Raw genomic sequence first — 13,134 nt, 5'->3', positions numbered from 1 at the left:
ATCAGAATCAAAAATTTATGAAGATGATGACCCTTTATCAATTAAACTACAAAAACAACGCTTCACTGAATTAGCATCAGCACTTTATTCATTAAAAGAGAGTTGTTCTATTCAGGTTATTTTAGTTGATGATGATGAAAATATTTTAGAAAAATATTTACCAAATGACTTGAAGCATCGGCTTACTAAAAAAGATTAAAAAACCATGATAGTCAGAATAGAACTCAATCAACTAGAAAATCGTAGTGGAATTATCCATTAATCTTTAACAATTTTTTCAGCGATATAAGTACAAACATCATTTAATTGGTCGAAAACCTTCTCAAAATCTTCAATATTGCCATAATAAGGGTCAGGAACGCTTTTTTTTTCTGTATTGGGTGATTCAGACATAATCAATCTAACCTTTTTCTTATCTGCTTCTTTCTTTGCTTTAAAAATCAAATCACTGTAATTAGCATGATCCATAGCATAAATAATATCAAATTTATCAAAATCAGAAGTTACGAATTGCCTACTTTTTAATTGAGAAATATTGATATTGTTTTTTTTGCAAATTTCAATGGCTCGTTTGTCAGGTTTTTCATTAACATGATAATCGGCAATTCCTGCACTATCAATAATATAGTTATCCGGAAGCTTTGATCGTAGAATTCCCTCTGCCATTGGAGAACGACAAATATTTCCTAAACATACCATTAAAATTTTCATATCTAAGATGTCAATTTTTTATTTAATTCGTCAACATAGGATTTGAATAACTTATTAGTTTCAAATAAATTGTCAACAGTTTTACAGGCATGTAGTACAGTAGCATGATCTCTCTTTCCTATTTGAAATCCGATTGAAGAAAGAGACGCATTGGTATATTTCTTGGCAAAATACATGGCTAACTGTCTTGCCTGTACAATATCCCTTTTTCTAGTTTTAGACTGTAATGCATCTATAGATACTTTAAAATAGTCACAAACTAGATTTTGAATATATTCAATTGTAATATCTTTTTTCGAATTGGTAATAAGGTTTGATAGTGTCTTTTCAACAAGTTCTAATGTTATTTCCTTCTTATTAAAAGTAGCCTGAGCAATAATTGAATTTAAAGATCCCTCAAGCTCTCTTATATGAGTTTTTATATTTTTAGCAATATATTCTAATACTTCTTCAGAAAGCTCAATCCCATCAAATTCCATTTTTTGCTGAAGAATTGCAAGTCTTGTAGTATAATCAGGAATTTGAATTTCAGTGGAAAGTCCCCATTTAAAACGTGAAATTAACCGTTGTTCGACATCTTGAATATCAACAGGGGATTTGTCAGAAGTTAAAATAATTTGTTTTCCGTTTTGATGAAGGTGATTGAAAATATGGAAAAAAACTTCTTGTGTACCTTTTTTCCCAGAAATAAAATGAATGTCATCAACTATTAGAACGTCAATCATTTGATAGAAGTGCATAAAATCATTTCTATTATTTGACTTAGTAGCCTCTTGGAATTGCTGACAAAATTTTTCCATTGAAACATACAAAACTGTTTTTTCAGATTGTATTTTCTTTACCTCTAAGCCAATAGCATGGGCCAAATGAGTTTTACCTAATCCAACACTGCTATAAATAAATAATGGATTGAAAGAAGTTCCACCAGGTCTTTTTGCAATTTGTTTTCCTGCTGATCGAGCCAGACGGTTAGAATCTCCCTCAATAAAATTCTCGAAAGTATAATTAGTATTGAGTTGGCTATCAATTTTTACTTTTTGTAACCCGGGAACTGCAAATGGACTTATAGATCCTCTTTCAATAAATAGAGGAGCTTCAACTTCCTGAAGCTTGATTTGTGCTTTTTGCGAACTTGGTATATTTACTGTAAAAGAAGCATCTGTTTGTTGGTTCTTTTCCATCATAATGGAATAAACCAATTTTGCATCTTTTCCAAGATTTTTAGTTAAAGCACTTTTGATTATTTTAATATAATTTTCTTCAAGATATTCGTAATAAAATTTACTAGGTACTTGAATTGTTAAAATTTTATCTTGAAGCTTTACGGCTTTTATCGGTTGAAACCATGTGAAATAAGATTTCTCAGAGATATTATCTTTGATATACTGTAGACAAGCTTCCCATATTGAAATCGCCGTTTTTATCATCTTAATTATGGTAAATATATGTTGAAATATTCAACAGTTTTTTAGATCACAAAATTGTTAATTTATTTTAGAAAAAAAAAGAGTATTTGCTGTTGTATTTTAAGAAATTTATTAGTAAGTAAATAAATATAAGTTTTATCTTATTTATATAAAGGCTAATTTTGGGCGTAATGTAAGTGAAAGTAATATAAAAAACAAAGGTGAACTAATTAATTGCAATATTTTAGGAAATAGAATGCTAAGATTTATTTACAAATTTCAATTAATTTTTATATGGAGTAAATTAATAAAAATAGTCTCTAACAATCAATATAAATGCTTCTATATAAAATAATGAAATTTGACCATTTTTCATGTCAGGATATAAATTTTTTTTAAAAAATAAAAGGTTTGTTTAAATAAGTAAAATATTCATATGAAAAAATGAATCAAGCTTAATGTTAATAATATTTTTTAAAATTAATATAAAAGAATTGTAATGATTTAAAAATTTAGCCTATGGTATCATATTTATAGAAACAAAATGTTGAGCAATATGAGAATCGAATTTTTCAAAAAATAAATTCTTTTTCTTCATAGGTATTTCAATGCATAGATTACACTTTTCATAAAAATTAGAATTTAAAATATCAATATTTAATTTTTTTAATAGCATCATTACGGAAGATTGATGGGTATAATCAAAAGTTAGTTCATATTTTTCGCTAAGTTCTCTTATAATAATCTTTGCTGATTCTATGGTATGTTGGGCGCTTTCCTTATAAGCTTTAATTAGTCCGCCTACGCCAAGTTTTGTTCCGCCAAAATATCGTACGACAATTAAAATTACATTAGTAAGTTCCGAAGAAAGTAATTGATTATAAATGGGTAATCCTGCTGTTCCGGATGGTTCTCCATCATCATTTGCCCTATAAAGTTCTCCTGAAATTCCAAGACGATACGCATAACAATAATGAGTAGCATTGGGGTAAAGTTCTTGGCTATATTGTAAATAGTTTTTTATTTCTTGTTCATTACTTACATTAAATAAAAGACCATAAAATTTGCTTCCCTTTATTTTTAAAAGTGCATCAGTTATTTCAGAATCTATAGTTTTATAAATAAATTTATCAGACATACATAAATTTAAAATAAAGTAGATTTCGTGCTTACAATATGGAGGATATATTTCTTATGTATGAGATAAGATTATTTCCTATATATTCCTGTTCAGTGATTTCACCAAAGAGATTGGGAGATTTAGTGCCATTTTTGACGATAATTTGAGAAGATATAATAATTGCCTCATCCCATAATTCCGAATCAATAAAATGCTGTAAAGTTTGTCTACCTCCTTCTACTATAATTGATTGAATATTTTTATCATATAGAATTTTCATTATCTGTGGAAGAATGTCCGTATCAAAATTTATCTTAAAATAATTTATTCCTTCTTCTGAACTCGTCATTTTTTTATTAAAAACATAAGTGACGACATCCTGATTAAATATATTAAAAGAGGAGGGGGTTTCTAAATCTTTATCTATGAGTAATCTAATCGGATTTTTGCCGTAAATAGTTCTTGTTGTTAAACTGGGGTTATCTATTAATGCAGTATTTTTACCGACTAAAATTGATTGTTCTTGGGATCTTAATAAATGAGTTTTCTGTATTGAAAATGGGTTACTGATCCAGAAGGGGTGTTTTCTTTCCACTCCATTATCCATTTTTTTATTTAATGTTTCGGCCCATTTTAAGATAATGTAAGGTCGTTTTTTTGTATGATATGTTAAAAATCTCTTATTTAGTTCTTTACATTCTTTTTCTAAAATGCCGATAATAACCTCGGCTCCAGAATTTTTAATCAATTCAACTCCTTTTCCATTCACCTTACCGGTGGGGTCTAAAGTACCTATAACAACTTTTTTAAACTCTAATTCAATAATTTTTAATGCACAGGGAGGAGTTTTACCATGATGGGAACAAGGCTCCAAAGAAACATATAGTGTACTTTCTTTTAATAAACTTTGATCGTTTACAGAAGAAATAGCATTGATTTCTGCATGAGCTTCACCGGATCTCTTATGCCAACCTTCGCCAATAATTTTGTGATCATAAACAATTACAGCACCTACTAAAGGATTAGGATAGGTGGTTCCTAATCCATTTTTAGCTAGTTCTATACAACGATGCATGTAGATCTCATCCACATTTTTAGTCATAAATTTATATAACAAAAGATAATAATCCTAATTTGCACTGTCCTCTTCGTTTGATTCATCGTCAGACAAATTCAGATTAACAAGCTTAGAATATGTTTGCTTTAATTCTTCGAGTTTTGCTTTTTTTGCTTCAATATTATTTAAAGTATTTTGTAAAATAGGGTTATCTTGTTTCGCATTTGAAAAAAACGATAAATTATTTTCAAGTTGCACAATTTCATGTCCAAGATCTTGTATTTGCTTTCTCATCTTTCTAAGATCTTCATCCAGCTTTTTATCGTCTTTAGATTGTTTGTAATTTTCAACCTTAATATTTAACTGAATTTCATCAACAACATTTTTATCTATATCAAACTTTTTGATAATATTTTTTATCGCTTGATTAAATTCTTTGTTAATACTCATTTCTTCTCTTGGGACTTTTCCAATAGAGTTCCATTGAATGCTATATTCATTGATTTTAGCTAGCGCCTCTTCTTTATTGTTCGCAGTAAATGAAGATATTTCTGACAAAAGGTTTTGTTTTCTTTTCAAATTTTCGGTCCATTCTTCATTTACTTTGTTATTTCTTTGTTTATATCTATTAAAGAAGTAATTACAATTTTCTCTAAACTCATCCCATAGCTTATCAGAATATTTTCTTGGAACATGACCAATGTTTTTCCATTCGTTCTGAATCTTTTTATAAAGATTTAAGATCACATCCCAGTCTTCGCTATCTTTATTTGCTTTGGCAATCTCCAATAAATCGTTTTTCTTTTTAAGATTCTCTTGTTGTACCCTTTTTAAGTCTTTATAGAAAGTATTTTTTTTACCGTTTATTTCATGAAGAAGATTTTTGAATTTGCTCCATGTATCGCCACTTACTTCTTTCGGAATTCTACCTGTTGTAAAAAAAGCTTCTCGTAATTCTTCAATTTTTTTGACATTATTCTGCCAGAAAGAATGATCCGGATTTTCTACTGTTGCTATTGATTCAAGCTGAGAAATGATAGTTTGCTTTTTTTCTAAATTAGCTTGTTGTTCTTCTTTTATTTTTTCGAATAGTTCAGATTTTCTTTCATGAATTTTTTGAGTAATGGTTTTAAATTCTTGCCAAGTACTTTCTCTAAATTCTTCAGCTACTGGTTCTGCTTGTTCTTTCCAAAGTTTATGTAAATATTGCAGTTCGTTTAATGCTTTTTGTACACTTGGTTCAGTAATTAGTTCATTAGCTCTGCTTATTATAGCTTTTCTTTGTTCCAAGTTATGAGCATAATCTAACTCTTCAAGCTCTTTATTTAATTTAATAAACTCATGCGCATTATCCAAGTGATGAAAATATGTTCTGAATACATCTCCAGCTTTTGATTTTGGAATTTTACCTGCATTATGCCATTTTTCTTTTATATCTCTGAACTTTTTAAAGAAAGAACTTATGGATTCCATGGGAGTCGTATAAAGCTCTTTTAATTCTTCAATAATTTGAAGTCTTTTAGTAAGATTGTTTTGTTCGTTTTTTTCTTGCTCTTTATAATATGAGTTAAGTTTTGCTCTGTAATCATGATATACGGAATTAAATTTGTTTTTTAAAAATAGATCCGGTTGATAACTTAACTCATCGCCCCCTTCTTCAAGAAACTTTTCCTTTCTTGCAACCTCATGCTCATCAAATTTTTTCGTAAATATATCTCTTATTGAGTTTATATTTTCTCCAATTAAATAAACAGGGTATTTAGTAAGGAGGTGTTTAACTTCATCAATAAGTTTGTCTAATGAAAAAGACTCATAATCTTTTTCCGGGATCGTTGTTTCTTCAACGGAATGATCCGCCTTATTGTTTTCAGAATTAAGCTCATCAATAGAATCTTCCTTAGCAGAGTCTTGATGATAGGATGATTCTACATCATTTTGTAATGATTCTACATTTTTTTCATTTCCTTCTGCATGATGCAGGTTATCCGATTCAGTGCCCATATTATTGATATTTTTCCAAACAAAAATATAAAAAATATTGCATATGTGCTATATAAGTAATAATAAAATGTAAATGATTTAAATAATTAAAAGAAAATTAATTTTTATATTATAAGATAAATTAGTTATAAAAACCTAAGAGTAGTTTAATAAATAAAATAGTAAAAAAATAAAATTTAAAATTCATTAAATATATGTTAAATTAGCTAATATATGTTCAATCCTAGCCTCAATTAAAATATAATTTTTTAAAAATTTGTTTTTAAAGGATCTAAGGTTTTATATAACTGTTATAAAACGAGAAATATTAATACTTATATGGAGTGATTATTGAAAAAATAGTAGTAAAAAACTAATTCTAGGTCTAATTTTTATAAGAGTTGGAAAAATTATAAAGTATTAAATCCATTCAAAATCGAATATTTCAGAAAAATTTTTTTTAATAAGTTTTTTTACTTCATAAGGATCCACATTCCTTTCTAACTCTTTTTCTAAGGATGTGACTGATTTGTCTTTAATTCCGCAAGGAATTATGTAATCAAAATACGAAAGGTTAGGAGAGAGATTCAATGCAAAACCATGCATAGTAACCCATTGGCTTGCTTTTAAGCCAATTGCACAAATTTTCCTAGCAAAAGGTTTATCTGCATCAATCCAAACTCCTGTTTCACCAGTTGATCTTTCCCCTTTTATTCCATAATGATTTATAGTTTTAATGATTACTTCTTCCAACTTCCGCATATACATATGTATATCGTTAAAAAAATTATCAAGGTCTAAAATAGGATAACCTACAATTTGTCCTGGACCATGATACGTAATATCACCCCCTCGGTTAGTTTTAATGAACTGAGCATCAATTTCTTGGAGTTTAGAATTAGTGATTAAAAGATTTTGAAAATTACCGTTTTTTCCTAAAGTAAATATATGAGGATGGGAGACGCTTAAAAAATAATTAGGCGTAAGTAGTGATTTACTATTACTAAGTTTTTTATTATTTAGCTTAATTGAAATAATGTGTTCTAATAATTTTTCTTGTAATTTCCAGGTTTTAAGATAGTCAGCTTGATGCAAATCTTTATATATGACTTTTTTATTTTGAATTTTGTACATTCGGCAAATTTAATTTTATAAATATAAATAAATATATAGGAAAAGAAAGTCAGACTTATTAATAAACTAATATAAGCTAAGTCGAGACGAAGAAAGTAAGTGAAAAATATTATAAAATGTTATAACATGTAAAACCCTTTCAATAGAAACTATGAAAGGGTTCATTAACACTAAAAAACTTTATTAAAGAACAACTAATTATTGATGCAAATATACATCTTTTTTCTTAAAAACAAAAATAAATTACAGATTTAGGTAAAAATTGTTAATAAAATCTTTAAACTTGATATTATTATGTTAAGGATAAAATTTGAGATAAATAATTTTTTCTTTAACTTTTCTTAATAAACTTAGCATATATTAATTTTTTTTAAATATAAATCATTTAAAATGCTTTTTTATTAATAGTGTAAAATGAAATTTTTAAATTATTTTTGTTCAATAATTTAATGATGCAAATAAATATAATTATATGAGCTTAGAAATTAATGATCAAACCTTCAAAGAAGAAGTATTAAGCTCCAAGGAACCTGTTTTAGTGGATTTTTGGGCAGAATGGTGTGGGCCATGTAGAAGTTTAAAACCAATTGTGGATGAATTATCTGAAGAATTTAAGGGTAAAGTAAAAGTGGCTAAAATTGATATTGATGCAAATCAGGAAATTTCAGTAGAATATGGAATCAGAAATATTCCAACGCTTTTATTCTTTAAAAATGGACAAGTTGTAGATAAAGTTGTGGGGGTTCAACCTAAAGAACAACTTGCAGAAAAAATGAATGCATTATTGGATTAAGACAATTAGTAAAAATTAAAAAAAATAAAAATATCCTGAATTTATTCAGGATATTTTTATTTATAATAAAATATAATATTTATTCTAAATTAGGAATTGATTTTCCTCATTCGTAAGCTTTTAGGAGTTATTTCAAGATATTCATCATCTTTAATATATTCCATAGCTTCTTCTAATGAGAATTCAACTTTTGGGAAAATTTTGGCTGCTTGGTCAGAACCGGAGGCTCTCACATTAGTCAATTTCTTTCCTTTAATTAGATTTACCTCTAAATCGTTATCTCGGCTATGCTCACCTACTACCTGACCTTTATATATCTGATCTCCGGGTTCTACAAAAAATTTGCCTCTATCTTGTAGTCTATCAATTGCATAAGCCAAAGCTTGACCCGTTTCAGATGAAACCATTGATCCGTTTTGTCTTTGTGGAATTATGTCCTTAACCGGTTCGAAATCTTTAAATCTATGATTGATGATAGCTTCTCCGGAAGTTGCTGTTAGTAATAGATTTCGCAATCCGATAAGTCCACGAGAAGATATATCGAATTCTAAATGTTGCAAGTCTCCTTTAGGCTCCATCACTTTTAATTCTCCTTTTCGTTGAGTAACTAGTTCAATTGCTTTACCTGCTACTGCATCCGGAACATCAATTACCAAATGTTCATAAGGTTCATGTTTTACTCCGTCTATTTCTTTAATAGTAACTTTAGGTCTTCCTACTTGCAATTCATATCCTTCACGTCTCATAGTTTCAATGAGGACTGATAAATGTAAAATTCCTCGTCCAAATACATTAAATTTATCTTCAGAATCTGTTTCTTCAACTCGTAAAGCTAAATTAATTTCAGTTTCTTTCATAAGGCGATCCCTTAAATGGCGCGAAGTAACATATTTACCCTCTTTCCCAAAAAAAGGAGATGTATTTATGGTAAATAACATACTCATAGTTGGCTCATCTACCGCAATACGAGGGAGTGCTTCTGGTTCATTTAAATCTGCAATGGTATCTCCGATTTCAAAATTATCAATTCCGATCACAGCACACAAATCGCCACTTCTTACAGATTCTACTGATTTTCTTCCTAACCCTTCGAAGACTTGTAATTCTTTAATACGTATTTTTTTATTTTTACCATCTTCTTGACATAGAGTATAATCTTTTCCGGAGACTAAATCTCCTCTATATACACGGCCTATTGCTATTTTACCGACAAAATTAGAGAAATCAAGGGAAGTAATTTGCATTTGAGGAGTTCCTTCAACATAAGGTGCTTCCGGTATCAGTTCGATGATCTTATCTAATAAATAGGTAATATTATCTGTTGGTTGTTTATAATCTCCCGACATCCATCCTTGTTTAGAAGACCCATATACGGTTTCAAAATCCAATTGCTCTTCTGTAGCCTCCAAATTAAACATCAGTTCAAATACTTGGTCGTGAACATGCTCTGGCTGGCAATTTTCTTTGTCTACCTTGTTGATTACTACAATCGGTTTTAAACCTAGCTCAATCGCCTTACTTAATACAAATCGTGTTTGAGGCATAGGCCCTTCAAAAGCATCTACAAGTAATAAAACACCATCAGCCATTTTAAGTACTCGTTCAACTTCTCCTCCAAAATCAGCATGTCCGGGAGTATCAATAATATTGATTTTTATTCCCTTATAATTTACAGAAACATTCTTTGACAAAATGGTTATTCCTCTTTCACGTTCTAGATCATTATTATCTAGAATTAAATCCCCGTCATTTTTCTCAACAACATTACAGGATTGAATAATTTTATCTACCAATGTTGTCTTTCCATGATCGACATGGGCAATAATTGCTATATTTCTAATTGATTGCATATATGATTTTAAAATTCAGGTGCAAATGTAAGTTTTTTATTACTAAATATATGGTTTTGTGATATTAAATTAAATTATAATAATAGTAATTAAAATATTTAGTTAAAAACAAGATTTATTGTAATTTTGATAGCAAATAAAAAGATTTGAATATGAAAATAGCTTATATCCTTTTTTTATTAGGTATAACAATAACAATGAATTCTTGTAAAGAGAAAAAAAAGATTCAAAATGAACCGGAAAAAATAAATTATAATGATAGTGCTAATCTTATAGACAAGAAATCTATAAATAAGGATGTCATAAGTTTAGAACCTATTAATGATATACCCACATTTGATACTAAATATGCTAACCAGTTTGTAATTGACATAAAATCTTATTTTGAACAAATGGCTGAAGCTTCCCGAAAAGGAGAAACTGATAAAATTTTGGAATTGCAATTAAAAGCAAACGATTTTGATACAGAATTTAAAAAAGTCAAAGAAAGTTTAGACCCAAAACAACAGGAAAAGCTTACGACTTGGTATATGCAATTGGTTAAAGCTGCTTCAAACTAGGATTTATTCGTAATAAATTTCTTATTTTTTAATTTATATTAGACTCAAACCAACAATATAATGATCTTTACCTAATATATAATTCATAAATAATCTACTTAATTATTCAGCACATAACATATTAAATTTAATAATTGCACTATTACAGGATGAATTTCGAAAATGAAAAAATTATTATAAGTAAAAATATTTTAAAAAATTAGAATTATATAAGTATTTTCTTTGCAAGTTAATCCAATTGATAACATTGTTAAATTTTTTTTAACATTCTTCTTTTTAAGGAGCTAATAGCATCAAAATGAATATACATAAAAGAATTACTTATTGATATATAATTATTTAAGTTAATAACTGTTTTCATTTTATATAAATATTGTAAAATAGCTGGAGAATAGTAGCACTGCATTAAGATGTAATAATATAAAATAAAATATTTTTATCTTTATACGGATAAATTATATTTATATGCTAACTAAAACTTATGGAAGTTCTGTTTATGGTGTAAATGCCCAATTAATTACAATTGAAGTAAATGTTGATAGAGGAGTAGGATATCAGTTAGTTGGAATGCCTGATACAGCTATAAAAGAAAGTGCCCATCGTATTTCTGCTGCTCTTAAAAATTGTGGTTATAAAATGCCAGGTAAAATGATTACCGTAAATATGGCTCCGGCAGATTTAAGAAAAGAAGGATCTGCTTACGATTTGACCATTGCTATTGGCATATTGGCAGCCTCTGAACAAATAAAAGGAGAAGGTTTGGAACAATATCTAATTATGGGAGAATTATCTTTGGATGGCTCTTTACAACCTATAAAGGGAGTATTACCCATAGCTATACAAGCAAGACAAGACGGATTCAAAGGATTTTTTCTCCCTAGACAAAATGCCAAAGAAGCAGCAATAGTAAATGACCTTGAGGTGTACGGAATCAATAATATAAAAGAAGTAATAAATTTCTTTGATAAAAAAGAAAAATTAACACCGGTTGTAGTTAATACGAGAGAAGAATTTTTTGAAAATAATAATAAATTTTTATTTGATTTTTCTGAAGTAAAAGGTCAAGAAAATGTAAAAAGAGCATTAGAAATTGCAGCTGCCGGAGGGCATAATGTATTATTAATAGGTCCTCCGGGAAGTGGAAAAACTATGCTTGCCAAACGAATCCCATCTATATTGCCACCATTAACCTTATCTGAAGCTTTAGAAACTACAAAAATTCATTCCGTGGCAGGAAAATTAGGGTCTGAATCTTCGTTAATGACCGTAAGACCCTATCGTAATCCCCATCATACAATATCGGGCGCAGCTTTAGTAGGAGGGGGGAGTTATCCTCAACCGGGAGAAATCTCTCTATCACATAATGGAGTTCTTTTTCTAGATGAATTACCTGAATTTAACAGGCAGGTACTGGAAGTAATGAGACAACCTCTAGAAGATAGAATAGTAACTATATCAAGAGCAAAATTTACGATTACTTATCCAGCCAGTTTTATGTTAATAGCTTCCATGAATCCTTCTCCTTCAGGATATTTCCCCAATGATCCAAAAAATACCAGTTCAGTTCAGGAAATGCAAAGATACATGAATAAGATTTCAGGACCTTTATTAGATAGAATAGATATTCATATTGAAGTTACTCCTGTGCCTTTTGATGATTTATCGACAAAAAGGAAAGGAGAATCTAGTGCTGAAATAAGAAGTAGGGTAATTGAGGCAAGAAAAATACAATCAGAAAGATATAAGAAAATAGAAGGGATACACTATAATGCTCAAATTGGACCGAAACAACTGGATGAATATTGTTTATTAGATGATTCATCTAAAAAACTTTTGAAATCAGCAATTGAACGTCTAGGTTTGTCTGCCAGGGCTTACGACCGTATTTTAAGAGTAGGAAGAACCGTTGCTGATTTAGAAAAATCTATAACAATACAATCGCATCATATTGCAGAAGCCATACAATATCGAAGTCTGGATAGGGAAGGATGGGTAAAGTAAGGTAATATTAAAAGGATAATATTGGCAAAAATTTTTTAAATTAATTGTAATTTTATTTCTCAAAATTTAATGAATATGGTAAGAATGGTTCAACCGTCGGATGCACCAAGAATAGCTGAAATATATAACTATTATATAGAAAATACAGTTATTACCTTTGAAGAAGAAAAAGTGAGCAAACGAGATATAGAACAAAGAATTCAAAAAATTCTTAAGAAGGGCTTTCCTTATATAGTTTATGAAAAAGGCGGGAAAGTAATAGGATATGCATATGTAAATAACTGGCGGGAAAGATCAGCCTATGATATTACCTTAGAAAATAGTATTTATGTGGATCGTTATGAAACCAAACAAGGCATCGGTAGTTTATTATTTACAAGATTAATCCAAGAGTCAGTGAAAATAAATATACATTCCCTAATAGGAGTAATTTCATTACCCAATGAACCGAGCCGTAGATTACATAATAAATTTGGATTTAAATTGATAGGAAATTTTAAAGAATCGGGTAAAAAATTTAAT

12 protein-coding genes are annotated in these 13,134 nt (G+C 28.9%); 5 read left to right on the top strand and 7 right to left on the bottom strand.

Annotated elements, in window-relative coordinates; translation table 11 throughout:
* A partial coding sequence (locus tag M3Z80_RS06810) for a hypothetical protein (protein WP_293918780.1) occupies positions 1 to 199 on the top strand: 199 nt, incomplete at its 5' end.
* Between the two features lie 59 nt (positions 200 to 258).
* Here M3Z80_RS06810 and M3Z80_RS06805 read toward each other — a convergent pair.
* From M3Z80_RS06805 to lipB, 6 genes are all read right to left on the bottom strand, one after another.
* Positions 259 to 711 carry a low molecular weight protein-tyrosine-phosphatase gene (locus tag M3Z80_RS06805; protein ID WP_293918778.1) on the bottom strand — a complete coding sequence of 151 codons (453 nt, stop codon included), beginning with the start codon at positions 709 to 711 and terminating at the stop codon, positions 259 to 261.
* 2 nt (positions 712 to 713) lie between these two features.
* Positions 714 to 2,138: a chromosomal replication initiator protein DnaA gene (gene dnaA / locus M3Z80_RS06800; protein WP_293918776.1), complete on the bottom strand. Its 1,425-nt coding sequence runs from the start codon at positions 2,136 to 2,138 to the stop codon at positions 714 to 716.
* 496 nt (positions 2,139 to 2,634) lie between these two features.
* Positions 2,635 to 3,255 (bottom strand): YigZ family protein, encoded by a 621-nt coding sequence (locus tag M3Z80_RS06795; protein WP_293918774.1) that lies wholly within the window; start codon positions 3,253 to 3,255, stop codon positions 2,635 to 2,637.
* Positions 3,256 to 3,286: 31 nt separating this feature from the next.
* The gene (gene ribD / locus M3Z80_RS06790) at positions 3,287 to 4,339 is read right to left on the bottom strand and encodes a bifunctional diaminohydroxyphosphoribosylaminopyrimidine deaminase/5-amino-6-(5-phosphoribosylamino)uracil reductase RibD (protein WP_293918773.1); all 1,053 of its coding nucleotides are present in this window, start codon (positions 4,337 to 4,339) and stop codon (positions 3,287 to 3,289) included.
* A gap of 27 nt (positions 4,340 to 4,366) precedes the next feature.
* Positions 4,367 to 6,295 (bottom strand): DUF349 domain-containing protein, encoded by a 1,929-nt coding sequence (locus tag M3Z80_RS06785; RefSeq protein WP_293918772.1) that lies wholly within the window; start codon positions 6,293 to 6,295, stop codon positions 4,367 to 4,369.
* Positions 6,296 to 6,694: 399 nt separating this feature from the next.
* Positions 6,695 to 7,408, bottom strand: coding sequence for a lipoyl(octanoyl) transferase LipB (gene lipB / locus M3Z80_RS06780; protein WP_293918770.1), 714 nt, complete (start codon positions 7,406 to 7,408; stop codon positions 6,695 to 6,697).
* Positions 7,409 to 7,880: 472 nt separating this feature from the next.
* On the opposite strand from lipB, the gene trxA reads away from it, so the two are divergent.
* On the top strand, positions 7,881 to 8,201 hold the full coding sequence (gene trxA / locus M3Z80_RS06775) for a thioredoxin (protein ID WP_293918768.1): 321 nt from the start codon (positions 7,881 to 7,883) through the stop codon (positions 8,199 to 8,201).
* A gap of 89 nt (positions 8,202 to 8,290) precedes the next feature.
* Here the strand turns inward: trxA and typA are convergent, their stop codons facing one another.
* Entirely contained in the window at positions 8,291 to 10,051 is a 1,761-nt protein-coding gene (typA, locus tag M3Z80_RS06770) for a translational GTPase TypA (RefSeq protein WP_293918766.1), read from the bottom strand.
* A gap of 152 nt (positions 10,052 to 10,203) precedes the next feature.
* Between typA and M3Z80_RS06765 the strand changes: the two genes are divergently transcribed.
* From M3Z80_RS06765 to M3Z80_RS06755, 3 genes are all read left to right on the top strand, one after another.
* Positions 10,204 to 10,611, top strand: a complete 408-nt coding sequence (locus M3Z80_RS06765) for a hypothetical protein (RefSeq protein ID WP_293918764.1) — start codon at positions 10,204 to 10,206, stop codon at positions 10,609 to 10,611.
* A 465-nt stretch (positions 10,612 to 11,076) separates the two neighbouring features.
* On the top strand, positions 11,077 to 12,612 hold the full coding sequence (locus tag M3Z80_RS06760; protein WP_293918762.1) for a YifB family Mg chelatase-like AAA ATPase: 1,536 nt from the start codon (positions 11,077 to 11,079) through the stop codon (positions 12,610 to 12,612).
* Between the two features lie 75 nt (positions 12,613 to 12,687).
* Positions 12,688 to 13,134 (top strand): GNAT family N-acetyltransferase (locus M3Z80_RS06755; protein ID WP_293918760.1); only part of this gene is annotated, 447 nt, incomplete at its 3' end.

Origin of the sequence: Apibacter sp. (assembly GCF_025291155.1) — a bacterium.
In the GTDB taxonomy this organism is placed as follows: Bacteria; Bacteroidota; Bacteroidia; order Flavobacteriales; family Weeksellaceae; genus Apibacter.
This window is presented reverse-complemented; position numbering and strand designations above follow the sequence as displayed.

Coding starts and splice junctions, on each gene's coding strand:
- dnaA (WP_293918776.1), bottom strand. CDS start 2,138: ATGATAAAAACGGCGATTTCAATATGGGAAGCTTGTCTACAGTATATC.
- M3Z80_RS06795 (WP_293918774.1), bottom strand. CDS start 3,255: ATGTCTGATAAATTTATTTATAAAACTATAGATTCTGAAATAACTGAT.
- ribD (WP_293918773.1), bottom strand. CDS start 4,339: ATGACTAAAAATGTGGATGAGATCTACATGCATCGTTGTATAGAACTA.
- M3Z80_RS06760 (WP_293918762.1), top strand. CDS start 11,077: ATGCTAACTAAAACTTATGGAAGTTCTGTTTATGGTGTAAATGCCCAA.
- M3Z80_RS06785 (WP_293918772.1), bottom strand. CDS start 6,295: ATGGGCACTGAATCGGATAACCTGCATCATGCAGAAGGAAATGAAAAA.
- typA (WP_293918766.1), bottom strand. CDS start 10,051: ATGCAATCAATTAGAAATATAGCAATTATTGCCCATGTCGATCATGGA.
- lipB (WP_293918770.1), bottom strand. CDS start 7,408: ATGTACAAAATTCAAAATAAAAAAGTCATATATAAAGATTTGCATCAA.
- trxA (WP_293918768.1), top strand. CDS start 7,881: ATGAGCTTAGAAATTAATGATCAAACCTTCAAAGAAGAAGTATTAAGC.
- M3Z80_RS06805 (WP_293918778.1), bottom strand. CDS start 711: ATGAAAATTTTAATGGTATGTTTAGGAAATATTTGTCGTTCTCCAATG.
- M3Z80_RS06765 (WP_293918764.1), top strand. CDS start 10,204: ATGAAAATAGCTTATATCCTTTTTTTATTAGGTATAACAATAACAATG.